Here is a 26,593-nt window from a genome sequence, read left to right on the forward strand (position 1 = left end):
GCCCACGGCCCGGGGCCTGGTCCGGCTCAGTGGAAGAAGTGCCGTGTCCCCGTGAAGTACATCGTGACGCCGGCCTTCTTCGCCGCCTCGACGACCAGCTCGTCGCGGACCGAGCCGCCGGGCTGGACCACGGCCTTCACACCGGCCCCGGTGAGGATCTCCAGGCCGTCCGGGAAGGGGAAGAAGGCGTCGGAGGCCGCGTACGCCCCCTGCGCGCGCTCGGCGCCGGCGCGCTCCACCGCGAGCTTCGCGGAGTCGACCCGGTTGACCTGGCCCATGCCGACGCCGACGGAGGCGCCGTCCTTGGCCAGGAGGATCGCGTTGGACTTGACGGCCCGGCAGGCCCGCCAGGCGAAGGCCAGCTCGGCCAGCTCCGCCTCGGACAGCGCCTCGCCGGTGGCCAGGGTCCAGGTGGCGGGGTCGTCGCCCTCGGCCTGGAGGCGGTCGGTGACCTGGAGGAGGGCACCACCGTCGATCGGCTTGACCTCGACCGGGGCGGCGGGGGCCTCGGGGGCGCGCAGGACGCGGATGTTCTTCTTCTTGGTGAGGGCTTCGAGCGCGCCGTCCTCGTAGTCCGGCGCGACGATGACCTCGGTGAAGATCCCGGCGACCCGCTCGGCCATCTCCTTGGAGACCGGCCGGTTGACCGCGATCACACCGCCGTACGCGGAGACCGGGTCGCAGTCGTGCGCCTTGCGGTGCGCCTCGGCGACGTCCGCGCCGACCGCGATGCCGCACGGGTTGGCGTGCTTGATGATCGCGACGCAGGGCTCGGCGTGGTCGTACGCGGCCCGGCGGGCCGCGTCCGTGTCCGTGTAGTTGTTGTAGGACATCTCCTTGCCGTGCAGCTGCTCGGCCTGGGCGAGGCCGCCGCCTTCGGGGGAGGTGTAGAGCGCGGCGGGCTGGTGCGGGTTCTCGCCGTAGCGCAGGGTGTGGGCGCGCTCGTAGGTGGCGCCGAGGAAGTCGGGGAAGCCGGACTCGTCGACGGGGGCGTACTCGGCGGCGAACCAGGAGGCGACGGCCACGTCGTACGCGGCGGTGTGCTGGAAGGCCTCGGCGGCCAGGCGCTTGCGGGCGGCCAGGTCGAAGCCGCCGTCCTTGACCGCAGAGAGCACGTCGGCGTACCGGGCGGGGCTGGTGACGATGGCGACCGACGGGTGGTTCTTGGCGGCGGCGCGCACCATGGAGGGGCCGCCGATGTCGATCTGCTCGACGCACTCGTCCGGGGTGGCGCCGGAGGCGACGGTCTCGCGGAACGGGTACAGGTTGCTCACGACCAGGTCGAACGGGGCCACGCCCAGCTCGTCGAGCTGCTGCCGGTGGCTCTCCAGGCGCAGGTCGGCGAGGATGCCCGCGTGGACCTTGGGGTGCAGGGTCTTGACGCGGCCGTCCAGGCACTCGGGGAAGCCGGTCAGCTCCTCGACCTTGGTGACGGGGACGCCGGCCGCGGCGATCCGGCCGGCGGTGGACCCGGTGGAGACGAGTTCGACCCCGGCCTCGTGCAGCCCGCGGGCGAGGTCCTCGAGCCCGGTCTTGTCGTAGACGCTGACGAGTGCGCGACGGATGGCCCGCTTGTTGCTTCCGGCGGTGGCGGTCACTGGATAACTACCTTTCGTCCCTCAATGCGATAGCCGTTGCGGGCGAGCCGCCCCACGACATCGACGAGCAGCCTTCGCTCGACTTCCTTGATGCGCTCGTGCAGAGCGACACCTTCGTCTTCGTAGTCCTCGTCCCGGACCTCCACCACGCCCTGCGCGATGATCGGCCCGGTGTCGACGCCGTCGTCGACGAAGTGGACGGTGCAGCCGGTGACCCTGGCGCCGTACGCGAGCGCGTCCCGTACGCCGTGGGCCCCCGGAAAGCTGGGGAGGAGGGCGGGGTGGGTGTTGACGAACCGGCCGCCGAACCGCGCGAGGAACTCCTTCCCCACGATCTTCATGAACCCGGCCGAGACGACGAGGTCCGGCTCGTGGGCCGCGACGGCCCCGGCGAGCGCCGCGTCCCACTCCTCGCGGGTCCCGTAGTCCTTGACCCTGCGGACGAAGGTCGTCACCCCGGCCCGCTCGGCGCGGGCGAGCCCCTCGATGCCGTCGCGGTCGGCGCCGACCGCGACGATCTCGGCACCGTAGGCCTCGGCCCCGGTGGTGGCGATCTCGTCGAGGAGCGCCTGGAGGTTGGTGCCGGATCCGGAGACCAGCACGACGAGGCGCTTGGCTCGCCGGTCCGCGGGCTTGGCGGCCACGGTGGGGGCCTTTCTCGGGAAAGCGAATCTGTTTGTACGGTCGTACGAATGCTTCGTGCCCCGGGATACGGGGAAGTCTACGAAGCGGCCGACCGTCAGCAACGATACCGGCACACCGGACGGCCCCCTCGGGACGGGGGCGTGGCCGGAAGGTAGCGTCTGCGTGGAGCCGGAGCGGGAACGCGGCCTGTGCGTCGGGCGTTCACCAGACGTACCGACCCGTTCGCCCGTTCCACCAGCTCGCCCGTTCCACCAGCCGCCCGTTCATCGTCGCCAAGGGGAAGACGCTCAGTTGATGCCGGACCGCAGCCTGCGACTGCTCACGCTCCCCCAGCAGTCGGCGCAGCCAGGGGAGCGCAGCACCGTGTTGCTGCGGGAGCGCCCCTCGTCACCGCCCGACACGCCCTCGGACCGGAGGAACGGCGGCGAGCGGGACGGCTCCACCGACCAGGACAATCCGTTCGCACCGCCCCCGGAGGGCACGCCGGACAGCCCGTGGCAGCCGCGGCACCCGTCGGGCGACGGCGACTCCCAGGGCGCTTCCGGCTCCCAGGGCGAAGGCGGCCGTTCCCCGTGGGGCGGTCGGTGGAGCGACCGGCAGCCCGGCCGGTCCCCCGGCGGCTTCGGCGAGCGGCCCAGCGGCAGCGGCGGCCCCGAGGGTCGGGCGGCGGCCAGGGCCCGCGCTGGGACCCGACGGACCCCGCCCAGCGGCGTGCCCGCTACGCCCTGCTGAGCGGCATGTGGGCGCTGTTCTTCGCCCTCTTCACCTGGCCGTACGTGGCCCTGCTGCTCGGCGCCCTGGCCCTGTACTGGGGCATCAGCGCGCTGCGCGCCAAGCCGCGGTCCGCCGCCGACCCGGACACTCCCGCCCCGCCCGCCGAGCAGACCGGCCGCCCGCAGCGCACCGCCGCGATCAGCGGCCTGGTCACGTCGTCCCTGGCCATCCTCCTGGTCGCCGCGTCCTTCGGCGCCCAGCTGATCTACAGCGACTACTACACCTGCCGCGAGGACGCCCTGACCAACGCGGCGGAACAGTCCTGCGAGCGCCACCTGCCGGAGCAGCTCCGCCCGCTGCTGGGCTCGGAGGACTGAGCTCGCTTTTCAGCGCCGGACGCGCCTTCCAGCCCGTCCGGCGATTGAGGACAAGGCCCGTTCAGGGCCGTAAGCGGGGGTCTGGGGGCGGCAGCCCCGGGGTCGGGAACGGGAAGGGGCGGCGGGGGCGAAAAGGCCCCACCGGCACCGACGTCACTCCCCACCGCGAGGCGACGACTCCCCGGGCCCGTCGGCCGGCAACAGATCGTACGCACCCCCACCGTCGCCGTCGTACAACCCGAACGGCACCGCGCCCGGATCCTCCCCAACCCCCGCCCCCGCCTCGACGCCCTCAGCCCCCGCCTCCACCACCGCCCCCAGCCGGCACCGGCACCCGCACCCGCACCCACCAGCGCCGACGCCCCCTCCGTCGGCCGCCTCCCCGGCCCCGGCCGTCTCCTCGACCCCGGCCGCTGCCCCGACCCCGGACGCCTCCACCCCCGCCTCCCGCACGGCAGCACTCCGCCCCCGCCACGCCCGCGCCGCCACGGCCACCGGCACCGCCACCACCCCGATCCACGCCAGCGTCGCGCCCCCGGCCTGCCACCAGACAGGCCCGAACCGGGCGAGCGCGGCGCTGCCCAGCGGCCCGCCGGCGAACGCGGCCAGCAGGGCGACGAGGACCGCGCACAGAACGGCGGCCACCACGGCGGCGGCTGCGGTCCGCCGCCACGACCACACCCCGGCGGCCGGGCCCGCTCCGCGCTCCTTCGGCTCGCCCGCCGTGGCCGCCCGCGCCGTGAACCACCCCACCACCGCCCCCGCCAGCAACGGCACCGCCCCGGCCGCCCAGTGCAGCGGCGTACCGGGCCCCGCGTCCGGCACCGCCGCCAGCAGCGGGAACGGCGGCAGCAGCGGCGCGGGAGCGGAGGCGGTGGGGGCCACGACATGCCCCGACCCGAGTACGAAGCCGGGGCCGAGGGCGTAGACCGCCGCCCACACCGCCGCGTTCGGGACCAGCGTCAGACAGAGCAGCAGTACGGCGAGCCTCCCCGACCAGCCCTCGGTCAGCCGCAGGAACGCCTCACCCGCGGCGTGCGAGTGCCACACCAGCGACACGGCGAGCAGCAGCGCGCCGCCCCCGACGAGCACCGCCGCACCGGCGCCCGCGGCGCGCGTCGCGGCGCCCAGGCGCGCGTCCGGCTCGACCATCAGCTCCCGCAGCTTCCGGGGCAGCACGCGCAACGCCCGTCCCACCGGCCCGCCCGGCCGGCCGAACGCCGTCCACACCCCGGCGCCCGCGGCTCCCATGGCGACCAGCGGCAGACACACCGCCGCCCACCACGCCGAGGGCCGCAGCGCGCCGCCCTGCGCGTACAGGACGACGGGCGCGGCGACGGCGAGGTAGCCGAGCACGACCCCCGTCCAGGCCACGCGCGCGGAGACGGGCGGCGGCCCGGTGTCGGGGGCGCTCGCCATCCACGCCGGGCGCGCCCCGGGCCCCGCCTTCGGAGCCGCTCCGACGGCCACGCCCACGCCGTCCCCGGGGTCCGTGGCGTCCCGGGCGGCGCGGTGCAGCAGCCACACCGGCAGGAGGAGGAACAGCAACGGGGTGACGCCGACGGGCGCGGGGGTGCCGGAGAGCGTGTCGGCGCGCACCAGTTCGGCCCCGTGCGCCAGCACCCACAGCGCCGCGGCGACGTGGAGGGCGCCGCCGGGCCCGCTGTCCGGGTACGGCGAACTGATCCAGAGCAGCGTCACGAGCGCGGCGCACGCCGCCAGACCCAGCACGGCGGCGACCACACCGCCCAGCAGGCCGGCGGCCAGCCCGGGCGACCGGTCCCGCCACCGGGTGCGCAGCAGGGAGAGCGGGGCTGGACGAGCGGTGGTCTGGATCACGCCCGCCATGCTCCCAACGACACGCGCTTTCCGGGCGTAACGAGCCAAGCTCCGTTGTGTCGCTCAATATATGTTTATGTACTTTTTCGTACGAAGGGGTGTCCTGTGACGCGCGGCCCCGCAACTCCCCTCCCCCCTCCCAAGGAACGCCGACGTCTGCGTGAGTCCGCCGCACTGACACAGCCTCAGCTTGCGACACGGGTGGGCGTCGCCCCGGGGACGGTCCGTGCGTGGGAGAGCGGCCGCACGACTCCGCGAGGCCGGAAACGGGAGGCGTACGCGAAGTTGCTGAAGACGCTGGCCGAGGAAGCGGCGGTACAGGCACCGGAGCCGGAGCCTGAGCCGGAGCCGAAACCTGAACCGGAGTCGGAGCCCCAGCCCCAGTCTCAGCCGGAGCCGGAGCCGGAGCCGCAACCCCAGCCGCAGCCCGTCGCGGCGCCCGGGCCCGCGGCGCTGACCCCCGCTCAGGCCTTCGACGCGCTGTACGCCTTCGGCGCCCCCGCCCTCGTACGGCAGACGTTCCTGCTGACCGGCAGGCGCGAGCAGGCGCGCGAGTCGGTGGAGCGGGCCTTCCAGACGGCCTGGGAGCACTGGCCCGAGGTGGCCCGCGACCGGGACCCGGTGGGCTGGGTGCGGGCGACGGCGTACGAGTACGCGCTGTCGCCCTGGCAGCGGTTCCGGCCGCGGCACCGGCACCCGGAGCCGCCGCCCGCCGACCCCGGCGACCGCACGCTGCTCAACACCCTGCTCAGACTCCCGGCGAGGCACCGCCGCACGCTCGTGCTGTACGACGGTGTGGGCCTGGACCTGCCCGAGACGGCGGCGGAGACGGAGGCGAGCACCCCCGCGGCGGCGAACCGGCTGCTGCACGCCCGCCAGGCCGTCGCCGCCCGGCTGCCCGCGCTGGCCGACCCGCAGGTGCTGCACCGGAGGCTGGCCGAGCTGGCGTCGAACGAGCGACTGCGGGCGGCCGAGCCGCCGGCCGTACGCAGGGGCGGCGAACGCCGGGCGCGGTTGCGGACCCGGGCCGCGATCGCGTTCACGGTCGCCCTCATCGGGACCACGGCCCTGACCGTGCGCACGGCGCCCACGCACTACGAACCGCCCGTGTCACCCGGGCAGGCGGTGCGCGGTGTGCCGCACCGGGTGGCACCGGGAGCGCTGTCGGACGAGGAGCTGGAGCTGCGGCAGAAGCTGCGGGACCAGGTGCAGGACGGCCCGGAACGGCTGCTGCCGAGGCCCGAGTGAGGGAGTCCGACCGCCGGGCCGGCGCCCGGAACGCCGAGTGGCCCGCCCCCGGGAACAGGGGACGGGCCACTCGGCGTGCGACGGGCGCCGGGCCTTCGGTGCGAGGCGGTGTCAGCCGGCCAGGATGGCGCGTGCGAGCTTCGCCGTCTCGGTCGGCGTCTTGCCGACCTTGACGCCGGCGGCCTCCAGGGCCTCCTTCTTCGCCTGGGCGGTGCCGGACGAACCGGAGACGATGGCACCGGCGTGGCCCATGGTCTTGCCCTCGGGCGCGGTGAAGCCCGCGACGTAGCCGACGACCGGCTTGGTCACGTTCTTCGAGATGTACTCGGCCGCACGCTCCTCGGCGTCGCCGCCGATCTCGCCGATCATGACGATCAGGTCGGTCTCGGGGTCGGCCTCGAACGCGGCGAGCGCGTCGATGTGCGTGGTGCCGATGATCGGGTCGCCACCGATGCCGACGGCGGTCGAGAAGCCGATGTCACGCAGCTCGTACATCATCTGGTACGTCAGCGTGCCGGACTTCGAGACCAGGCCGATGCGGCCCGGCTTGGTGATGTCGCCCGGGATGATGCCGACGTTGGACTGGCCCGGGGTGATGATGCCGGGGCAGTTCGGGCCGATGATCCGGGTCTTGTTGCCCTTCTTGCCGGCGTATGACCAGAAGGCGGCCGAGTCGTGCACGGCGATGCCCTCGGTGATGACGACGGCCAGCGGGATCTCGGCGTCGATGGCCTCGACGACGGCGTCCTTGGTGAACTTCTCCGGCACGAAGATGACGGAGACGTTGGCGCCGGTCTTCTCGATGGCCTCCTTGACGGTGCCGAAGACCGGTACCTCGTTGCCGTCGAAGTCCACGGAGGTGCCCGCCTTGCGCGGGTTCACGCCGCCCACGACCTCGGTGCCGTCACCCAGCATGAGCTTGGTGTGCTTCATGCCGGTGGCACCGGTCATGCCCTGGACGATGACCTTGCTGTCCTTGTTGAGCCAGATAGCCATGGTGTGTTGGTGTCCTCGTCCTGAGTGCTTACTTGGCGGCGGCGTGAGCCAGCTCGGCGGCCTTGTCGGCCGCGCCGTCCATGGTGTCGACGCGCTGGACCAGCGGGTGGTTGGCGTCGGTGAGGATCTTGCGGCCCAGCTCGGCGTTGTTGCCGTCGAGACGGACGACGAGCGGCTTCTCGACCTTCTCGCCGCGGTCCTCCAGGAGCTTCAGCGCCTGGACGATGCCGTTGGCGACCTCGTCGCAGGCGGTGATGCCGCCGAAGACGTTGACGAACACGGAGCGGACGTCCGGGTCGCCGAGGATGATCTCCAGGCCGTTCGCCATGACCTGGGCGGAGGCGCCGCCACCGATGTCCAGGAAGTTGGCGGGCTTGACGTTGCCGTGCGCCTCACCGGCGTACGCGACGACGTCCAGGGTGCTCATGACGAGACCCGCGCCGTTGCCGATGATGCCGACCTCGCCGTCGAGCTTGACGTAGTTGAGGTTCTTCTCCTTGGCGGCGGCCTCGAGCGGGTTGGCCGCGGCCTTGTCGTGGAGGGCCTCGAAGTCGGGGTGACGGAACTCGGCGTTGTCGTCCAGCGACACCTTGCCGTCGAGGGCGATGACGTCCCCGGAGACGACCTTGGCCAGCGGGTTGACCTCGACCAGGAGGGCGTCCTCCTTGATGAAGGTGTCCCACAGCTTGACCAGGATGTCGGCGACCTTGTCGGCGACCTCGGCCGGGAACTTCGCGGCCTCGACGATCTCGCGCGCCTTCTCGGGCGTCACACCGTCGATCGCGTCGATCGGGGTCTTGGCGACGGCCTCCGGGCGGGTGGCCGCCACCTCCTCGATCTCCATGCCGCCCTCGACGGAGGCGATGGAGAGGAAGGTGCGGTTGGCACGGTCGAGGAGGAAGGAGACGTAGTACTCCTCGACGATCTCGGGGGCCGTCTCGGCGATCATCACCTTGTGGACCGTGTGGCCCTTGATGTCCATGCCGAGGATGTCCGTCGCGCGGGCGACGGCCTCGTCCGCCGAGGCGGCCAGCTTCACGCCACCGGCCTTGCCGCGGCCACCGACCTTCACCTGGGCCTTGACGACGGACTTGCCGCCCAGACGCTCGGTGATCTCGCGCGCCGCCTCAGGCGTGTCGATGACTTCACCGGCCAGCACCGGTACATCGTGCTTGGCGAAGAGGTCCCTCGCCTGGTACTCGAACAGGTCCACGCGCTTCCGTCCCTATCAGTGATCTCGCGGTTCGTTGGATGCGTGGGCGTGCCGCGAAGGGCAACGTGACGTCCGCTGTGAGTCACAAGGGGGGCGCACACGGTGTCCGAGCGCGCGGCATGTCCGTCTCGCAGGTTATCGCCGCTTGCGGGGGGTCTCTAAATCGTGGGTCACACCTGAGCGGTGATGCCTGTCACATGATGCCGCGCTCACTGGCACGCGGTGCCGTGCGTGAGGCGGATACGGGGTGTTCCGCACACCGGGTGAAGGGCCTCACCGGGCTGGGGTTGACCCGGTGAGGCCCGTGAGCTCCCGGCGGGCCGCACGGATGCGGTCCGCCGGGGTGCGGTCCGGCTGGTCCCCACCCCAATGGGGACCAGCCGGACCGGACCGCGGGGTTTCGGCCGGACGGAGGCCGACGGCTTTCGGCCGTCCGGGGCCTGCCGCCCCGCGGGGTCTGTACCCGCCGCGCAACGGGGCCACGAGGTGCCGGGGCCGGGCACCGGCCACGGAGCGACCCGCCTCGGCGCCGTCCTGTGGGGGCCGTCCCGTGGGAGCCGTCCCCGTGTGAGCCGTCCCCGAGTGAGCCGGACCGGGCACGTTCGGAACGCGGGGTCCGGGTCGCGGGGTCCGGAATGCCGGCTCCGGAACGCGGGGTCCGGGTCGGGGCCTCCGGATCGGGGGGGTCCGGACGGCGAGCGGGACCTGTCGCCCGGTGGGGCGGATGCGACGGGGCGGGCGACCGCAGGCGACTCGTGCGTCTGCCGGGGGAGCCGCGACGGTTCGGCGGAGGTGCGGCGGGGCGCGGCGGATGCGCGACGGAGGAAGCGGCCGCCCTAGGCGGGTGAGACGGGAACGTCCCGGTACGGCTCCCGGACCCCGGCCGCGTCGGTCCGCTCCGGGACGCCGGGCACCAGCCGGAACGTGATCCGGTGCAGCGGGGCGACCGCGCGGGTGTCACCATGCCGCGACGTTCCCTGGTCGGCGCCGGACGCGGTACCGAGCGCGCCGTCGGGGTCGCCGGTGGGCGCGGGGCGGGCGGGGGCGTACTCGGCGTGCGCGGTCCCGGCCGGGTGCGTGCGTGCGGGCGCGGCGGGCGCCGCTCCGGCGCCGGGCTCCGGCCCGTAGCCGACGACGCGTACCGGGACCGGGCTTGCGGCTCCTGCGACGGCTCGGGAGTCGGTGGCGTCGGACGGGGCCTCGCCGCCGGAGGCGCCCGCCACCGGCGGTGCGGGTTCGGCCCGCGGCTCCGGCACGGCCGATACCGACGCCGACGTCGACGCCGACGAATCACCGGGACCGTCGGCAAGGTCCGGGACATCGGTGAGGCCTGGCACGCCGTCGCTCGGCGCTGACGGGTCCGACGGGGCGGGGAGCGCCCGCAACGGCGGCACCTCCGTCCGAAGGGCCGCCTCGGCGTCCTCGACCCCCTCGGTCACCGTCTCCACCGCGGCACCGACCGGCCGCGCCACCCGGTCCCGCACGGCCCGGACGACTTCCTCGGCGACGGGCCGCAGGTCCGGAAGCACCGCGTCGGGACGCTCCTCCGACCGCACGGGGACGTCGAGCACTTGGCCGACCCTGCCCTTGGAACTCTCCGTCGCTCCGTCGGCCGCCTCTGCCCGCCCTCCGCAGAGCAGGCCGAGCAGGAACAGCCCGCCCGCCAGCAGTGCCACGTGCAGCGCACGCCGCCCGGCCGCCGTGCGCAGGACGCGCAGAGCGGCTCCGGGCAGGACTGCTGACCAGATCAAGAGGGGGAGCTTCCTCCCGTGCGGCGGAACGGGCCGCGTGTCGAGCAACGCCTCGACACGCCGCGCGATACTCGCACGGGAATCCGGAGGTCGCGCAAGCCCGACCCTCCGGACGGCCCGTCATATCCGTTTTGTACGCGGGAATCGGGTCACCTCGGATCGACAAATCGTCACCCGGCATCCGGTATCGGCAGGGGCCGCCCCTCGATCGCCGCCGCCATCACCTCCGGGAAGAGATCGGGCGTGCAGGCGAAGGCCGGTGCGCCGAGCGCCGCGAGGGCCGCCGCGTGATCCCGGTCGTACGCGGGCGTGCCCTCGTCGGACAGGGCCAGCAGGGTCACGAACCGCACCCCCGCGGCCTGCATCGCCGCGACCCGCTTGAGCATCTCCTCACGTATGCCGCCCTCGTACAGATCGCTGATCAGCACGACCACCGTGTCCGCGGGCCGGGTGATCCGCGACTGGCAGTACGCCAGCGCGCGGTTGATGTCCGTACCGCCGCCGAGTCGCGTGCCGAAGAGCACGTCGACCGGGTCGTCGAGCTGGTCGGTGAGGTCGGCGACCGCCGTGTCGAAGACGACGAGCCGGGTGTCGATCGAGCGCATGGACGCCAGCACCGCGCCGAACACGGCGGCGTACACGAGGGAAGCCGCCATCGACCCGGACTGGTCGACGCACAGGACGATCTCCTTCTTGACCGAACGGGACGCCCGCCCGTAGCCGACGAGCCGCTCCGGCACGACCGTGCGGTGCTCCGGCAGGTAGTGCTTGAGGTTGGCTCCGATCGTGCGGTTCCAGTCGATGTCATGGGGGCGGGGCCGGGCGGTGCGGGCACTGCGGTCCAGGGCGCCGGACAGGGTGCCGCGGGTGCGGGTGACGAGGCGCTTCTCCAGGTCCTCGACGACCTTGCGCACGACGGCCCGTGCCGTCTCCTTCGTCGTGTCCGGCATCGCCTCGTTCAGGGACAGCAGGGTGCCGACGAGGTGTACGTCGGCCTCCACGGCCTCGAGCATCTCCGGCTCCAGCAGGAGCGTGGCGAGCCCGAGCCGGTCGATCGCGTCCCGCTGCATCACCTGGACCACCGGGGACGGGAAATAGGTCCGGATGTCCCCCAGCCAGCGCGCCACCGCCGGCGCGGAGGCCCCGAGCCCCGCCGCGCGGTCCCGGCCCGCCCGGGGGGCGCCCCCTCTTCCGTACAGCGCGGTGAGTGCCCCGTCCATCGCGGCGTCCCGTCCGGAGAGCACGTGGCCGGTGCCGTCGGCCGGGTCACCGCCGAGTACGAGGCGCCAGCGCCGCAGCCGCTCCCGTGCCGCCTCGGCCTCCACCGGCTCGCTCACCGTCCCGCGTCCGGTCATGGGCTCCGTCATGGGCTCCGTCATGCGGCCGGTCATGTCTCCGGTCTTGCCTCCCGTCCTGTCTCCGGTCTTGCCTCCCGTCCTGTCTCCGGTCTTGCCTCCCGTCCTGTCTCCGGTCTTGTCTCCCGTCCTGTCTCCGGTCATGTGTCCGCCCCCACCAGGTCGTTGTCGTCCGGCGCCGGGTGCCGGCCCAGCAGCAGCCGGACCACCGGCAGCACCGCGTCGGCCCGCGCGGGGTCGAGGCCCGCCGCGAAACCCGGTACGCCGGAACCGGCCGTCGTCACCCTCCCCCGCGCCTCCGGCCCGCGTCTGACCAGCTCGCCGAGGCCGCGGCGCACTCCCGGCTCGTAGGCGGAGAACGTACGGCGCAGCAGGGGCAGTACGTCCGTGAACGCGTCGGCGGGCACGCCGGTCAGCCAGGCGTCGACCAGGGCCAGCAGCCGCTCGTCGTGCAGGAGGAGCAGGCCGCCGCCCGAGCCGCCGCCGACGAAGCCCTCGATCCAGGCCGCTGCGTCCGCCGGTGGCGTCCCCGGGGACAGCACCAGGCCCATGAGCCGGGCCGCCTCGTCCGGCGCCAGCTCGCCGTCGTCCAGCAGGAGCCGTACGGCCCGCCCGCGGACGACGCCGGGCACCGTGTCCCGCGCGGAAAGGGTGTGCAGCACGGCTCGCCAGCGGGGGTGCAGGTCGCCGCGGCCCGGCGCGGGGGCGTCACCGAGCAGGCCCACGGCCGTGTGCACGGCGTCCACGTGCCGGCGCATCTCCTCGGCCGCGTCGGCGTCCAGTGCGGCGCAGGCCGCGGGCAGGCCCACGAAGACGCGCTCGGCGAGCCCCTCGGCGACCTCCGCCAGGGCGCCGGTGTCCGTGCCGCGCACGTCGCCGTAGCGCAACGAGCGGACGAGAGCGGGCAGCGCCTGGGCGAGGTGGCCGACGTCCGTGTCGAGCGCGGCCCGGTCGGCGAGTATCCGCATCACCGGCGCGAGCGCGTCCGGCAGTTCGGCCAGCAGGCAGCGTTCGGCGAGCGCGGTGACCTCGGCGAGGCCCCGTGCGCTGACGGCGTCCGCCTGGGCCCTGGCGGTCGCGGCGGACAGCACGGTCGTGCCCCACACCCCGGCCTCGGCCACCCGCACCGACAGCTCCGGCTCCCACCGCAGCCGCCAGGTCTCCCGGAACGTGCCCGTGCTGCGCGACGCGACCGGCTCGCCCCAGCCGACGCCGAGCAGCCGCAGCCGGTGCAGCAGTCTGCTGCGCCCGGCGTCGGTCTCCTTGCGCAGGTCCAGCTCCAGCTCCCGCTCCGGCGCCTCGGGCCGCAGCCGCAGCCGCCGCTGGGCCCGGGTGAGGTCCCGCTGCAGCGGCACCGCGGGCGCCCCCACGGGCACCTCCCCCAGCACGTCCCCGACCACCAGGCGGTCGTGCACCAGCGCCAGCGGCACGTCCGAGCCGTCGCACATCACCGCCCGCACCGCGTCCGTCGCCTCGGTCAGCCCGGGCAGCGGGCGTCCGCGGATCACCGCGAGCGTTTCGGCCAGCCGCGTGGCCTCGATGACGTGGGCCGGGGAGACGATCCTGTCCTCCGCCCGCAGCAGACCGGCCACCTTGGTCAGCCAGCGCTCGACGGGCCGGTCGACCGCGGCGAACAGGTGCCCGTACCAGCCGGGTGACTCGATCCCCGCCCCGTACCCACCCGCCCGGGACAGTCTGCGATAGGTCCAGGGCACCCAGGTCATGTCCACCTTGGTCCTGGGCAGCCCCTTCAGCAGGGCCCGGTCGGCGGCGACGGTGGCCTTGCGGCGCAGCGCGGGCACGTGCCACGCCCCGCAGACCACGGCCACGCCCTCGGCGAACTCCCGGCGCGCCGCCCGGACCTGAAGCCGCATGTGGGCCTCCCGCACCAGGTCCCGTACGTCACCGTCACCCCCCTCGCGGCCCTCCCCGCCCTCCGCCCCGCCGTCCACCTCTGTCTCGCGCAGCGCCGTCATGGCCTCCTCCAGCGCAGTGAACGGTGCGAGCGCGTCCCCCGCTCCCCGGCCCCGGTGCTCGATCACGTCCTCCCACCAGCGCTCGGGGTCGTCGTGCCCGGCGGCCGCGGCGAGGGCGGCGAGCGGATCGCGGCGGACATCGGCGGGTGCGGTACCGGGTCGGCCCGGCGGGCCCTGGTCGTCCGCCTGGCCGTCCGCATCGACGTCCGCGTAGCCGTCCGCCGCCCGCCACGCCAGCGTGTGCGTGGCCGGGAGGTCGATGAAGCGGGCCGGGACGTCGTGCTCCAGGGCCCAGCGGACGGCCACCCACTCCGGGGAGAACTCGGCCAGCGGCCAGAAGGCCGAGCGGCCCGGCTCGTCCACGGCGTGGGCGAGGAGCGCGACCGGCGGCCGCATGTCCTCGTCGGCGGCCAGCGGGATCAGGGCGTCGGCCTCCGGAGGTCCCTCGATCAGCACGACCCCCGGCCGGGTCGCCTCCAGCGCGGCCCGCACCGCCCGGGCCGACCCCGGCCCGTGGTGGCGTACCCCGAGCAGCAGCGGCCGACCTCCGGGCTCACCGGCGCCGCCCTGCCCACCCGGACCGCCGCCCCCGGCCCGGTCAGTGCCCGTCACACCGTCCCCCTCGCCTGCGGCTCCAGCTCGAGTCCCCGTCGTCCCCCGTGGTGCGGGCCACCGCCGCCTCCGCCCGGCCTCGCGTCCGCACCCCCGTGCCGTTCACGCGGTCACCTCCCGGCAGGCCCGGTAGAAGTCCTGCCAGCCCTCGCGCTCGCGCACGACCGTCTCGAGGTACTCCTGCCAGACGACGCGGTCGGTGCCCGGGTCGCGGACGACCGCGCCGAGGATCCCGGCGGCGAGGTCGCCGGGCCGCAGCACCCCGTCGCCGAAGTGGGCGGACAGCGCGAGACCTCCGGTGACGACGGAGATGGCCTCGGCCGTGGACAGCGTGCCGCTGGGCGACTTGACCTTCGTACGGCCGTCGCTGGTCAGCCCGTCGCGCAGCTCGCGGAAGACGGTGACCACGCGCCGGATCTCGTCGGTGCCGTCGGGCGCCGACGGCAGGTCGAGGGAGCGGCCGATCTGGTCGACGCGGCGCGTGACGATGTCGACCTCGGCCTCGGCGCTCTCCGGCAGCGGCAGCACGACGGTGTTGAAGCGGCGGCGCAGGGCGCTGGACAGGTCGTTGACCCCGCGGTCGCGGTCGTTGGCGGTGGCGATCAGGTTGAAGCCGTGCACCGCCTGCACCTCCTCGCCGAGCTCCGGTATCGGCAGGGTCTTCTCCGACAGGAGCGTGATCAGGGAGTCCTGCACGTCGGCCGGGATGCGGGTCAGCTCCTCGACCCGGACGGTCGCGCCCTCCGTCATGGCCCGCATGACCGGGCTGGGCACGAGGGCGTCCCGGCCGGGGCCGTGGGCGAGGAGCCGCGCGTAGTTCCAGCCGTAGCGGATCGCTTCCTCGGGAGTGCCGGCCGTGCCCTGCACCAGCAGGGTCGAGTCGCCGCTGACGGCCGCGGCGAGGTGCTCGGACACCCAGGTCTTCGCGGTGCCGGGCACGCCGAGCAGGAGCAGGGCGCGGTCGGTGGCGAGCGTGGTGACGGCGACCTCGACGACGCGGCGCGGGCCCACGTACTTCGGGGTGATCACCGTGCCGTCGGGCAGGGTGCCGCCGAGCAGATAGGTGGCGACGGCCCACGGCGACAGCTTCCAGCGGGCCGGACGCGGACGGTCGTCCTGCCCGGCCAGCGAGGCCAGTTCGGCCGCGAACGCGTGCTCCGCGTGCGGCCGCAACACCTGTCGCGGCACTTCGGCCCCGGGCGTCCGTTCGACGAATGCAGGCATGGCTGATTCCCCCTCCAGCTAGGCCGGTCCGATCTGCCCTCCACGGTGCACCACGCCACTGACAATCGCTCTGACCTGCGCAAATGATCACGCACGGGCCATTGTCAGTGGGGGGATCTACCTTCGATGGCATGGCTCGGCACGGGGTGCGCCGGGGTGGGGGGCCGGGACGAGGGGGCGATGTGGGGACAGCAGTGCGAGGGCCGGGCGGGGAGGGTGGGCGCGGGTGCGCGGAGGAGGGGACCGCGGGTGCGTCCGCCCCCGCGGCCACGTCCGATCCCGAGGCGGCGCGGCGCCGGGCGGAGCGGCGGGCCGAGCGGGTCACCGCCGGTGCGACGGAGCTGGAGCAGCGGCTCGCGGACCTCCTGCGCACCGGCCTGGCCGGCGCCGAACAGGCGGGTTACGGGCTGTGGGAGGAGACGGCGGCCCGCATGGTCGACGCGCAGGCGCCGGGGCTGGCCTCGCGCGTGCGGGAGCTGGGCGCCATACCGTCGTCGGGTCCGGGCTGGCCGGTGCGGCTGCTCGAGGAGTGCGCCCTGCTCCACCTGCTCGACCGTGGCTGGCTGGGCCGCGAGCGGCTGCCGGACGGCCTGGCGGCGACGGTCCGTTCACGCGTGGGCCTGCCCACGTCCGCGGACGGACCTCCGGTGCGGGACCACTGGCTGGTCCTCGCCCAGTACGACACCGCGGACGCCCGGCTGACGACCCGTCGCATCTGGCTGTACGGCAAGGAGTCCGACCGCACGGCGCTGCTCCTCTCCTACGGCGCCGCGGGCCGGGCACCCGAGCTGACGCTGCCGGTGGGGGCGGCGCTGGACGCCGAGATCTCCGCGTATCCGGGTACGGGGCAACAACGGGCGGCCCTCGGCCGCCGGTTCGCACCGCCCGAACCCGCGCGGACACGCCCGCCCGGGGTGACGACGTCGCAGGCGGCCGTCCGGTACGGCGAGGCCCTCCGCGACGACCCGTGGCTGGACTCGGTGCCGGTGACCCTGGAGCGGGTGGTCCCCGTACCGGACGGCGACGGCTGGCAACTGGCGGACGCCGACGGGGACACGGCGCTGCCGCTCGCCGGGGCCGGGGGGAACGGACCGGGTCTGTGGCGCCTGGTCGCGCTGGCGGGCGGTGCGCCGGTCACGGTCTTCGGTGAGTGCGGCCACCGGGGCTTCACGCCGCTGACGGCCTGGCCGGCCGGGCCGGGTCCCGCGGTGCCGCTGTGCTGACCCGTCCCGAGCGTTACGAATCGGAGGCGAACGACATGACCAGGACGCCCGCACCGGCAGACCCGTCCGCACCGGCGCCGGCCACCGTGCCCGGGCCGACCGCCGAGCCCGGGTTCTCCCCGCCGGCCACCGCGCCGACGCACCCCACGGCCCCCGGGTCGGCCACCGGTCCCCCGATCGACGCCGAACCCGGCGCCGCTCCCCGGGCAACCGCCACCACCGGACCCGATCCCGGTCTCGGACCGGGTACCGCACCCGGTCCCGGTGTGTGGGAGGAACTGGTCACCTCGGCGCTGCTGGGTACGGACCGGCGTCCGCCATCGGGTGACGGGCGCGGTCCCGGGGCCGCGGCCGCGTTGCTGGACGCGGCGGCCGCGGAGACCGTCCGCCGCCGCGCCGGACTGCGACCGGCCCGCGCGGCCCGGCGCCCCGAGCCCGCGCCCGAGGACCCCCGCCCGCCGCTGCCGCCCGCCGCCGCCCGCCGGCTCACGGCGCTGCTCACCGACCGCCCCGGCGCGGCGGGCGGTGGCCGCAAAGGCAGCGCTCCCGATCTGATGGAACTGCTGCCCCAGTGGCTGGCGACGGCGAACGCCCGCGGTTTCGCGGCACCGCCCCAGGCGCTTCCCGCGCTGCTGGACGCGGCCCGGGGCCGTACGGACCTGCGGCCCGCGGCGCTGAGGTTCGCGGGGCCCCGCGCCCTGTGGCTGGCCCGGCTGAATCCGGACTGGCGGTTCGCCCTGCGCGCGACGCCCGGCGGAGGGACCGCGCTCCCGGGCTCCGATGCCACGGAGCGGGTGCGCGCGCTCTGGAACGAGGGCCTGTTCGCCGAACGGGTCACCCTCCTGGCGTCCCTGCGCGCCCGCGACCCGGCCCGCGCCCGCGAACTGCTGGCGTCGACCTGGGCGACCGAGCGGGCCGAGGACCGGCTGATGTTCCTCGACTCGCTGCGGACCGGGCTGGAGGCGGCGGACGAGCCGTTCCTGGAGCAGGCGCTGGCCGACCGCAGCCGCAACGTACGGGCCACGGCGGCGGAGTTGCTGTCCGCGCTGCCGCACTCGGCGCTGGCCGCGCGGATGGCGGCGCGGGCCGCGACGTGCGTGTCCCTCGACCGCACCCTCGCCCCGCCGGCGATCGCCGTCGAGGCGCCGCACGAGTGCGACGCGGGTATGGAGCGGGACGGCGTGGTGGCCAAGCCGCCGGCCGGGCGGGGCGAACGCTCGTGGTGGTTCGGCCAGTTGGTGGAGGCGGCCCCGCTGTCCACCTGGCCGGCCCGGCTGGCGGGACGCACGGCCGAGGAGATCGTCGCCCTGCCGGTGTCCGACGGCTGGCGGAACGAACTGCACGCGGCCTGGTGCCGCGCGGCCGTACGACAGCGCGACGGCGTGTGGGCGAGGGCACTGCTCGGCGCGCCCACGGCACCGGAGGCGGGCGGTCCGGGCGCGGTCTCGCTGGCCGAGCGGGCCAAACTGCTCGGCACGCTGGGCGCCGGTGAACGGGCCGAGTGGGTCGCCGGGTTCATCGCGACGCACGGGCTGTCCGAGGCGTTCCAGCTGCTCGGCATGTGCGGGGTGCCGTGGGCGACGCCGCTGGGCCGGGCGGTGGTCGACGCGCTCAACATCGCCCGGGACGCCGGGAGCTACCCCTGGAGCTTCAGCGGCGTCATGGGCCTGGCCGAACGCTGCCTCGACCCCTCGGAGGCGGGCCGGCTCGACGGCCTGCTGGCGATACCGGACGAGCCGGAGGACGCGTCGCCGGGGGCCGGCGGGTACTGGGCGGAGGCGTTCCAGCGGCTCGTCACCACGTTGCGCCTGCGCGCGGCGATGGCCGCGGAACTCGGGGCGGGGCCGTGAGCCCCGCCCTGTGACCGAGGCCTACGCTCCCGCGGGTTCCCGCACGTTCGCCCGGACCCAGTCCACGATGGATGCCGTGGTGGCGCCGGGCGTGAAGATCTCCGCGACGCCCTTCTCCTTCAGCGGGGCGATGTCCGCCTCGGGGATGATCCCGCCGCCGAAGACCAGGATGTCCGCGGCGTCCCGCTCCCGGAGCAGCTCGATCACGGCGGCGAAGAGCGTGTTGTGCGCACCGGAGAGGATGGACAGCCCGATCGCGTCGGCGTCCTCCTGGATCGCGGTGTCGACGATCTGCTCGGGCGTCTGGTGGAGCCCGGTGTAGATCACCTCCATACCGGCGTCACGCAGGGCCCGCGCGATCACCTTGGCCCCGCGATCGTGGCCGTCGAGCCCCGGCTTGGCCACCACCACGCGGATCGGACCGGCTGCCACACCCATCACTGCCTCCATGAAGCGACTACATCCATCCGTACCGACAAGTACCGCACACTTCACGTCCTCGCGGCGCGGATCCCCGCACCACAGCGTCCGGGGGAAGTGAACGAACGTTATCGCCAGCATCCCGCAACCGGCAGTTTCGCGGTGGATACAGAGGGGGAAATCACACGGTGGGACACGTTCGCCGGGCGCCACCCCAGGGCGCCGCGGCAACACGCGCACGGGGAGCCGTGAGCCACTCCGACCTCATCAGACGCACCGGTCTCTGATACGGCATGCCGTATCACGGGTAGGCATAAACCTCGCAAACAGCACCAGTCACTGGTGTCACGGCGCTCCACGAGGGCACACGGGGGACAGAGGCGTCCCTGCGTGCCGACAGGAGGTCGGCCCATGAAGGTCACCACGGCAGCACTGCCCCTTCTCCCGCTCTTCCAGCGTCTCCTGCCCGGGCTCCCGGGACTCCCCGGTCTGCAAGGGCTTCCCAGCCTTCCAGGGCTCCCCGCGGTCCCAGGACTGCCGGAGCTGGCAAGCCTCCCGGGCCGGCTGACCGGCCTCTCCCTGACCCTGCTCAAGGCCAGCGCCCTGGAGGCCGCGATCCTCGCCGGGCACCTCCTCCTCTACCCCTCCGGGATCATCCAGGAGCGCCACCCGGCCCAGGCCCTGCGCCCGACGGGCGCCCAGGACCCGCAGCCGTCGCCTCCGCCCCCGAGGCTCCCGGCCCCGGCCAGCCCCCCGGTCGTCCTGCTGCACGGCTTCATCGACAACCGCTCGGTCTTCCTGCTGCTGCGCCGCAGCCTGGCCCAGCACGGCAGGCACGAGATCGAGTCGCTGAACTACTCCCCCCTGACCTGCGACATCCGTACCGCGGCCGAGCTGCTCGGACGGCACATCGAGGAGATCTGCGAGCGGACCGGCAGCGAGAGGGTCGATGTCGTCGGGCACAGCCTGGGCGGGCTGATCGCGCGCTACTACGTGCAGCGTCTCGGCGGAGACCTCCGCGTGCGCACGCTGGTGACGCTCGGTACCCCGCACACCGGCACCAAGGTGGTCCCGCTGGCGAACGCGCACCCGATCGTGCGCCAGATGCGCCCCGGATCGGCCGTGATCGAGGAGCTGACCCGCCCGGCACCCGGCTGCCGCACCCGGTTCGTCAGCTTCTGGAGCGACCTGGACCGCGTGATGGACCCGCTGGAGACGGCCTGCCTCGACCACCCCGACCTGAGCGTGCAGAACGTACGGGTGAGCGGCATCGGCCACCTCGCCCTGCCCGTGCACCCCGCCGTGGCCACCGGGATCCGGCAGGCCCTCGACGCCGTCGGACCGGAGACAACCGGGCAAACAGACGTGGAACCGGGCAAACGATCCGGCGGGCTGACCGTCGCCTGAGAACGAAGCAACCCGTTCGGACTCGAACAATTCTCGAACACAAAGCCAAACCCGTGCCCGCCGTCCCCCAAAACACGGCCGATTGCCCGTTTCCTTCGCTCGCGAAACCTGACGAAGATTGTCGTGCCCGTATACCGCCGGGTACAGTCGCCGCACTGCTCTGGCAGCCCCTGTTGTCGAGGCGAAAGAGAAGTTGGTGAACGACCGTCACCCGTCGGGGCCAAGGACCGCCCCGGCTTCGGCTTCCGACGCCGCTTCGGCGCACTACGCGTCGTACGGCACGGGGGAAGCCCAGTACGGCAACCTCACCACGTACGGCGGCGGCGACGCCTCCGCCGGTTTCGCCACCGGCGGTGCCGACGGCTCCGCCTTCGACGCGGACCCCCTCTTCGGCAGCATGCCGGGCCACTACGCGGGGAGCCCCGAGGCGACGGGTTCGTACGACACCACCCAGTGGTCCACCGGCGGCGAGCAGTCCCCGCACTACGACGCGTACGCGGCCCAGCACCACGCCGCCTTCGACACCGGCGCCTACGACACGACGACGTGGACGGCCGGTTACCAGCATCCCGGCTCCGTGTCGCCGCAGGCCACGGGCGCAGAGGGGACCGGGCAGTGGGACACCGGCGCCTGGACCGGTGCCGACCACTCCGCCGCTCCGGCCGACGCGACCCAGCAGTGGGACTGGGGCACGCAGACCTGCGAAACGGGCACCTTCGACACCGGCGCCTTCGAAACCGGCGCCTTCGAAACGGGCACGACCGACACCGGCGCCTTCGACACCCGCGCGTTCGACACAAACGCCTTCCCGGCCGGCGCCTTCGAGACCAGTGGCTTCACGACCGGCACCTTCCACACCGGCGCGTTCGCGGGCGGGCCGGTGGACACCGGCGCCTACGACGCCACGCAGTGGAACGCGGACGCCGCGGTCACCGGCACGGCCGAGGATCCGGACCGACCGGCGGGGCACCCCGTACCGGACGACGTCGCCCCGGACGCCGCGCCGTCGGTCGAGGGCACCGAATCCTCCCCGTACGGGGACGAGTTGGCCGCCACGGGCGAACTCCCCGCCGTGACCGCCCTGCTGGACGACCAGGAGGAGGTCACGTCGGCCGCGCGGATCCCGGCCGCCCGCACCGGCTCCCGCGCCGGGTCGCGCTCCCGCCGCCGCCAGCCCGCCAAGCGCTCCGCACTGCTCACCATCGCCGTGCCGTCGGCCTGCGTGATGAGCGTCGCCGGTATCGCGGCCGCCTCCGTCGGCAGCCTGACCGGCGACGAGGGCACGGAGACCGCGGCGTCCGCGCCGGACCCGGGCAACGCCGAGGCCGCGCCGGTGAAACCGTCCGCCGCCAACAACAAGCTGGACACCCAGCTCACCAGCCTGGCCGCCGGGGCCGACGACTTCGCCGACCGGGCCAGCCGGACGCAGGAGCGCATCGACCTCAAGGCCCAGCAGGACGCCGAGAAGAAGCGGGCGGCGCAGGAAGCGGCCCGCAAGGAACGACTGCGCCCCAAGTTCGCGCTCCCGGTGGAGCAGCACGGCCTCAGCGCGTACTACGGTCAGGCCGGCATCAACTGGATGTCCGTCCACACCGGCATCGACTTCCCCGTGTCGTACGGGACGAAGGTGATGGCGGCGACCGACGGCACCGTGCGGACGCAGTACAACAGCGCCTACGGCAACATGATGATCGTGACCGCGAAGGACGGCACGGAGACGTGGTACTGCCACCTCTCCAGCTACCAGGTCCCCTCCGGTACGACCGTGAAGGCGGGCGACGCGATCGCGTTCTCCGGCAACTCGGGCAACTCCACCGGTCCGCACCTGCACTTCGAGGTGCGTCCCGCGGGCGGTTCGTCGATCGACCCGCTTCCCTGGCTGCGCAGCCACGGCATCAGCCCGACGTGACGCCGTAACGTCTCGGCAGCCCGAGCCGGGCCGGGCCCGGGCCGACGCCCGGGCCCGCCGTCCACACCGGGCCGCCCCGCGCCGGGCCGCTAGAGCTTCTCCACCGGCGCGTACCGCAGCAGCAGCCGCTTCGGCTTGGTGTCCCCGAAGTCGATCGTCGCCTCGGCGTTCGACCCGGTGCCCTTGACGCCGACCACCGTGCCGAGCCCGAACTGGTCGTGCGTGACGCGGTCGCCGACCGCCAGCGAGACCGTGGGCTGCTCGGCACCGGCCGACCTCCCCGTGGCGAAGCCGGACGCACCCGACGCCGAGGACCGGGACCTCGACCGGGACGACGACAGCGAGGCCGCCACGCCCGAGACCGGAGCGGAAGGCGCGGGACCGTTCGCCCCGGTCCGCTTCCATTCCAGGTGCGGGGCCGGGATCTCCTCCAGGAACCGCGAGGGCGGGTTGTACGACGGCTGGCCCCAGGCGCTGCGCAGCGTCGACCGGGTCAGGTACAGCCGCTCACGTGCGCGCGTGATGCCGACGTAGGCGAGGCGCCGCTCCTCCTCCAGCTCCTTGGCCTGGCCGAGGGCGCGCATGTGCGGGAAGACGCCGTCCTCCATGCCGGTGAGGAAGACGACCGGGAACTCCAGGCCCTTGGCGGTGTGCAGGGTCATCAGGGTGACGACGCCGTCGCCGTCCTCCTCGTCCGGGATCTGGTCGGAGTCCGCGACGAGCGCGACCTTCTCCAGGAAGTCGGCCAGCGTCCCGGCCTCCTCGCCCTCGGCCCGCTCCTGCTCGAACTCCAGGGCGACGGCCGCGAGTTCCTGGAGGTTCTCGATGCGGGTCTCGTCCTGGGGGTCGGTGGAGGCCTGCAACTCGGCGAGGTACCCGGTGCGTTCGAGGATCGCCTCCAGGACGGTCGCCGGTCCGGCGCCGGACTCGACGATCGTACGGAGGTCCTCCATGAGCGTGTTGAACCGCTTGACGGCGTTCGCGGAGCGCGCGGCCATCCCGTACGCCTCGTCGACGCGCCTCAGCGCCTGCGGGAAGCTGATCTTCTCGCGCTGGGAGAGGGCGTCGATCATCGCCTCCGCGCGGTCGCCGATGCCGCGCTTGGGGACGTTGAGGATGCGGCGCAGCGGCACCGAGTCCTCCGGGTTGGCCAGCACCCGCAGGTAGGCCAGGACGTCCCGGACCTCCTTGCGCTCGTAGAAGCGGACGCCGCCGACGACCTTGTAGGGCAGGCCGGTGCGGATGAAGACCTCTTCGAAGACACGGGACTGGGCGTTGGTCCGGTAGAAGACGGCGACGTCCCCGGCCTTGGCCTCGCCCGCGTCGGTGAGGCGGTCTATCTCGTCGGCGACGAACTGCGCCTCGTCGTGCTCGGTGTCGGCGACGTACCCGGTGATCCGGGCGCCGCTGCCCTGGTTGGTCCACAGGTTCTTGGGGCGGCGGGACTCGTTGCGCTCGATGACCGCGTTGGCGGCGCTGAGGATGGTCTGGGTGGAGCGGTAGTTCTGCTCGAGCAGGATCGTCGTCGCGTCCGGGTAGTCCTCCTCGAACTGGAGGATGTTGCGGATGGTGGCGCCGCGGAAGGCGTAGATCGACTGGTCGGCGTCGCCCACCACACACAGCTCGGCCGGCGGCACCTCGGCCTCCGGCGGCACGTCGACGGGGTGCTCCGAGGGCACGCCGACCAGCTCGCGCACCAGGGCGTACTGCGCGTGGTTGGTGTCCTGGTACTCGTCGACCAGGACGTGCCGGAAGCGGCGGCGGTAGTGCTCGGCGACGTCCGGGAAAGCGCGCAGCAGATTGACCGTCGTCATGATCAGGTCGTCGAAGTCGAGGGCGTTCGCCTCGCGCAGCCGCGACTGGTACATGGCGTAGGCCTGGGCGAGGGTCTTCTCGAAGCCGTCGGCCGCCTGGGCGGCGAAGTCCTCCTCGTCGATCAGCTCGTTCTTCAGGTTGCTGATCTTCGCGCTGAAGGACTTCGGCGGGAAGCGCTTGGGGTCCAAGTCCAGGTCGCGGCAGACCAGCGCCATGAGCCGCTTGGAGTCGGCGGCGTCGTAGATCGAGAACGACGAGGTGAAGCCGAGCTTCTTCGACTCGCGGCGCAGGATGCGCACGCACGCGCTGTGGAAGGTCATCACCCACATCGCGTTGGCGCGCGGGCCGACGAGCTGCTCGACGCGCTCCTTCATCTCGCCCGCGGCCTTGTTGGTGAAGGTGATCGCCAGGATCTGGCCCGGGTGGACGTTCCGCTCGGCCAGCAGGTGGGCGATGCGGTGGGTGAGCACGCGGGTCTTGCCGGAGCCGGCACCGGCCACGATGAGCAGCGGGGAGCCGGAGTGGACGACGGCGGCCCGCTGGTTCTCGTTCAGCCCCTCCAGGAGGGCCGCGGCGTCCAGGGCGGGGCGCGGGGCGCCGTCCCGGTAGTGGGTGTCCCGCTGCGGGGGCGCGTCGAACTTCCCGCCGAACAGATCGTGCGGAACCGGCTCCGGTCCGTGATCGTCCTCGGGCGGCGGCGGGGGTTCCTCCTCGTGACCGCGGGGGGTCTGGAGGCTCGCCAGGAAGTTGTCGTCAAAGAGGCTGCTCATCGCTCTCCGAGTCTAGGGCGCCCCACCGACAACCCGGTGCCACCCCGGAAAATGCCCACCGCCTCCCGGCGCGGACACGCCCCGCGACCAGCGGAACCACGAAGAGTGACGCCCGCGACCGGCCCGGAGACACCCGAGCAGAAGGTCACGAAAATGTATCGGGCATATCACCCACCAACCTTCACAGCGGCCACACGAGTTGGCTACGGTGCGGGGCAGGCCGCTCGACCCCCTCCGGCGAACCTCGCCGGGCCGCGCGGCCTCCGCCGAGTCCGGTACGCCGCACGGCAGCCGGAGCCGGGGACCCAACCGAGAACTTTGGGGTGAATCGGCGACACCGCCCTCCATGAGGGACGGACTCGCCGTAGGGCAACCCTTCCGCATCACACCGCCCGAACCCGACAGCTAACCCGGTAGGCGGAGCACTGGAAGGAGTCGCCTCCTTGGCGTCGCACCGCAAGTCGCGTCCCACCGGCCCCCGCGTCGCGGGCATACGGACCCCGGCCCTCGCCACCGCGGCCCTCACGTCCGTCGCCCTGCTGTCCCAGACGGCGAACGCCACGCCGTCGGACGACCGGCCGACCCTCGAAGAGGTCGAGAAGAAGGTCGACGACCTCTACCGCCAGGCCGGGTCGGCGACCGAGAAGTACAACGCGGCCAAGGAGAAGACCACCAAACAGCGCAAGAAGGTCGACACCCTCCTCGACGACGTCGCCCGGCGCACCCAGAAGCTCAACGACGCGCGCGAGGAGCTGGGTTCCTTCGCCTCCGCCCAGTACCGCACGGGCGCCTCGGTCCCGGAGACCGCGACGCTGCTGCTCGCGGACTCGCCGCAGGACTACTTCGACCAGAACCAGCTGATGAACCGGCTCACCGGCCGGCAGAAGACCGCCGTCGACGACTACGTCACACAGCAGTCCGAGACGATGAAGAAGCGCCGGGAGGCCACCGAGAGCCTCGAGACGCTCACCGACTCGCAGAAGGACCTCAAGACGGCCAAGTCGACCGTCCAGAGGAAACTCGCCACCGCGCGGGAGCTGCTCTCGGAGCTGACCGCCGAGGAGAAGGCCCGGCTGGCGGCGATCGAGAAGCAGAAGCAGCAGGAGGCCGCCCGCAAGGCCGCCGAGCTGGCGAAGCAGCAGGCGGCGCACGAGGAGGCCGAGCGCGAGCGCCGGGAGGAGGCCGCCCGGCAGCAGGAGAGCGGCTCCGGGTCCTCGGGGACCTCCGACGGCACCGGTTCGTCGGACTCCGGCTCGTCGACACCGGGCACCTCGACCGGCACCAAGGCCGAGAAGGCGATCGCCTTCGCCCGCGCCCAGATCGGCAAGCCGTACGTCTGGGGCGCCACGGGCCCCGGCTCCTACGACTGCTCGGGCCTCACCCAGGCCGCCTGGAAGGCCGCCGGCGTGACACTGCCGCGCGTCACCTACGACCAGGTCAACGTCGGCACGACCGTCTCCGTCTCCCAGGCACAACCCGGTGACCTGGTCTTCTTCTACGACGACATCAGCCACGTCGGCCTGTACATCGGCGACGGCATGATGATCCACGCCCCGAAGCCGGGCGCGTACGTCCGCGAGGAGTCGATCTTCTACGACGGCGAGTCCTCGATCTACAGCGTGGTGCGCCCGGCCTGATCGGCGAGGTACTT

17 protein-coding genes, 1 pseudogene and 1 riboswitch are annotated in these 26,593 nt (G+C 73.7%); of the genes and pseudogenes, 7 read left to right on the top strand and 11 right to left on the bottom strand.

Translation table 11 applies throughout. The features are described from left to right. Positions 1–26: 26 nt before the first annotated feature. Entirely contained in the window at positions 27–1,598 is a 1,572-nt protein-coding gene (gene purH / locus Sru02f_RS33715; protein ID WP_109034343.1) for a bifunctional phosphoribosylaminoimidazolecarboxamide formyltransferase/IMP cyclohydrolase, read from the bottom strand. Continuing rightward, positions 1,595–2,242, bottom strand: coding sequence for a phosphoribosylglycinamide formyltransferase (purN, locus tag Sru02f_RS33720; protein ID WP_109034342.1), 648 nt, complete (start codon positions 2,240–2,242; stop codon positions 1,595–1,597). The genes purH and purN overlap by 4 nt, the downstream gene beginning before the upstream one ends. A gap of 295 nt (positions 2,243–2,537) precedes the next feature. Here purN and Sru02f_RS33725 point away from each other — a divergent pair. Then, positions 2,538–3,334: pseudogene (locus Sru02f_RS33725) on the top strand (hypothetical protein). Positions 3,335–3,487: 153 nt separating this feature from the next. On the opposite strand, the gene Sru02f_RS33730 reads toward Sru02f_RS33725, so the two are convergent. Then, positions 3,488–5,182: a cell division protein PerM gene (locus tag Sru02f_RS33730; RefSeq protein WP_373103646.1), complete on the bottom strand. Its 1,695-nt coding sequence runs from the start codon at positions 5,180–5,182 to the stop codon at positions 3,488–3,490. Between the two features lie 96 nt (positions 5,183–5,278). Between Sru02f_RS33730 and Sru02f_RS33735 the strand changes: the two genes are divergently transcribed. After that, entirely contained in the window at positions 5,279–6,421 is a 1,143-nt protein-coding gene (locus Sru02f_RS33735) for a helix-turn-helix domain-containing protein (RefSeq protein WP_167469747.1), read from the top strand. Positions 6,422–6,532: 111 nt separating this feature from the next. Here Sru02f_RS33735 and sucD read toward each other — a convergent pair whose 3' ends face one another. From sucD to Sru02f_RS33765, 6 genes are all read right to left on the bottom strand, one after another. Continuing rightward, positions 6,533–7,417 carry a succinate--CoA ligase subunit alpha gene (sucD, locus tag Sru02f_RS33740; protein ID WP_003974163.1) on the bottom strand — a complete coding sequence of 295 codons (885 nt, stop codon included), beginning with the start codon at positions 7,415–7,417 and terminating at the stop codon, positions 6,533–6,535. A gap of 28 nt (positions 7,418–7,445) precedes the next feature. Further along, positions 7,446–8,630: an ADP-forming succinate--CoA ligase subunit beta gene (gene sucC, locus Sru02f_RS33745; protein WP_030145559.1), complete on the bottom strand. Its 1,185-nt coding sequence runs from the start codon at positions 8,628–8,630 to the stop codon at positions 7,446–7,448. Positions 8,631–9,466: 836 nt separating this feature from the next. Then, positions 9,467–10,381, bottom strand: a complete 915-nt coding sequence (locus Sru02f_RS33750) for a hypothetical protein (protein ID WP_109034337.1) — start codon at positions 10,379–10,381, stop codon at positions 9,467–9,469. Between the two features lie 170 nt (positions 10,382–10,551). Further along, positions 10,552–11,736, bottom strand: a complete 1,185-nt coding sequence (locus Sru02f_RS33755; RefSeq protein ID WP_174855184.1) for a VWA domain-containing protein — start codon at positions 11,734–11,736, stop codon at positions 10,552–10,554. A 140-nt stretch (positions 11,737–11,876) separates the two neighbouring features. Further along, positions 11,877–14,324, bottom strand: a complete 2,448-nt coding sequence (locus Sru02f_RS33760) for a DUF5682 family protein (protein ID WP_109034335.1) — start codon at positions 14,322–14,324, stop codon at positions 11,877–11,879. Positions 14,325–14,426: 102 nt separating this feature from the next. Beyond that, positions 14,427–15,548 carry an ATP-binding protein gene (locus tag Sru02f_RS33765; RefSeq protein WP_109034334.1) on the bottom strand — a complete coding sequence of 374 codons (1,122 nt, stop codon included), beginning with the start codon at positions 15,546–15,548 and terminating at the stop codon, positions 14,427–14,429. An 83-nt stretch (positions 15,549–15,631) separates the two neighbouring features. On the opposite strand from Sru02f_RS33765, the gene Sru02f_RS33770 reads away from it, so the two are divergent. Both Sru02f_RS33770 and Sru02f_RS33775 read left to right on the top strand, forming a co-directional pair. Beyond that, the gene (locus Sru02f_RS33770; protein ID WP_109034332.1) at positions 15,632–16,771 is read left to right on the top strand and encodes a hypothetical protein; all 1,140 of its coding nucleotides are present in this window, start codon (positions 15,632–15,634) and stop codon (positions 16,769–16,771) included. Between the two features lie 35 nt (positions 16,772–16,806). Continuing rightward, a complete protein-coding gene (locus tag Sru02f_RS33775; protein ID WP_109034507.1) occupies positions 16,807–18,621 on the top strand; it encodes a DUF5691 domain-containing protein in 1,815 nt (604 codons plus the stop codon). Between the two features lie 21 nt (positions 18,622–18,642). On the opposite strand, the gene Sru02f_RS33780 is transcribed toward Sru02f_RS33775, so the two are convergent. Continuing rightward, positions 18,643–19,059: a cobalamin B12-binding domain-containing protein gene (locus Sru02f_RS33780; RefSeq protein ID WP_003974171.1), complete on the bottom strand. Its 417-nt coding sequence runs from the start codon at positions 19,057–19,059 to the stop codon at positions 18,643–18,645. A gap of 393 nt (positions 19,060–19,452) precedes the next feature. Between Sru02f_RS33780 and Sru02f_RS33785 the strand changes: the two genes are divergently transcribed. Both Sru02f_RS33785 and Sru02f_RS33790 read left to right on the top strand, forming a co-directional pair. Continuing rightward, entirely contained in the window at positions 19,453–20,448 is a 996-nt protein-coding gene (locus tag Sru02f_RS33785; RefSeq protein WP_109034331.1) for an esterase/lipase family protein, read from the top strand. A gap of 196 nt (positions 20,449–20,644) precedes the next feature. Beyond that, on the top strand, positions 20,645–22,357 hold the full coding sequence (locus Sru02f_RS33790) for a M23 family metallopeptidase (protein WP_109034329.1): 1,713 nt from the start codon (positions 20,645–20,647) through the stop codon (positions 22,355–22,357). A gap of 89 nt (positions 22,358–22,446) precedes the next feature. Here the strand turns inward: Sru02f_RS33790 and pcrA are convergent, their stop codons facing one another. Then, positions 22,447–24,942: a DNA helicase PcrA gene (pcrA, locus tag Sru02f_RS33795; RefSeq protein ID WP_109034327.1), complete on the bottom strand. Its 2,496-nt coding sequence runs from the start codon at positions 24,940–24,942 to the stop codon at positions 22,447–22,449. Between the two features lie 254 nt (positions 24,943–25,196). Continuing rightward, a riboswitch (cyclic di-AMP (ydaO/yuaA leader) is annotated at positions 25,197–25,379 on the top strand. Between the two features lie 6 nt (positions 25,380–25,385). Between pcrA and Sru02f_RS33800 the strand changes: the two genes are divergently transcribed. Beyond that, positions 25,386–26,579 (top strand): C40 family peptidase, encoded by a 1,194-nt coding sequence (locus tag Sru02f_RS33800; RefSeq protein ID WP_109034325.1) that lies wholly within the window; start codon positions 25,386–25,388, stop codon positions 26,577–26,579. Positions 26,580–26,593 lie beyond the last annotated feature (14 nt).

Origin of the sequence: Streptomyces rubrogriseus (genome assembly GCF_027947575.1) — a bacterium.
Lineage (GTDB): Bacteria > Actinomycetota > Actinomycetes > Streptomycetales > Streptomycetaceae > Streptomyces > Streptomyces rubrogriseus.

Coding starts and splice junctions, on each gene's coding strand:
- Sru02f_RS33770 (WP_109034332.1), top strand. CDS start 15,632: ATGATCACGCACGGGCCATTGTCAGTGGGGGGATCTACCTTCGATGGC.
- Sru02f_RS33780 (WP_003974171.1), bottom strand. CDS start 19,059: ATGGGTGTGGCAGCCGGTCCGATCCGCGTGGTGGTGGCCAAGCCGGGG.
- Sru02f_RS33730 (WP_373103646.1), bottom strand. CDS start 5,182: ATGGCGGGCGTGATCCAGACCACCGCTCGTCCAGCCCCGCTCTCCCTG.
- sucD (WP_003974163.1), bottom strand. CDS start 7,417: ATGGCTATCTGGCTCAACAAGGACAGCAAGGTCATCGTCCAGGGCATG.
- Sru02f_RS33755 (WP_174855184.1), bottom strand. CDS start 11,736: ATGACCGGACGCGGGACGGTGAGCGAGCCGGTGGAGGCCGAGGCGGCA.
- Sru02f_RS33775 (WP_109034507.1), top strand. CDS start 16,807: ATGACCAGGACGCCCGCACCGGCAGACCCGTCCGCACCGGCGCCGGCC.
- Sru02f_RS33765 (WP_109034334.1), bottom strand. CDS start 15,548: ATGCCTGCATTCGTCGAACGGACGCCCGGGGCCGAAGTGCCGCGACAG.
- Sru02f_RS33785 (WP_109034331.1), top strand. CDS start 19,453: ATGAAGGTCACCACGGCAGCACTGCCCCTTCTCCCGCTCTTCCAGCGT.
- pcrA (WP_109034327.1), bottom strand. CDS start 24,942: ATGAGCAGCCTCTTTGACGACAACTTCCTGGCGAGCCTCCAGACCCCC.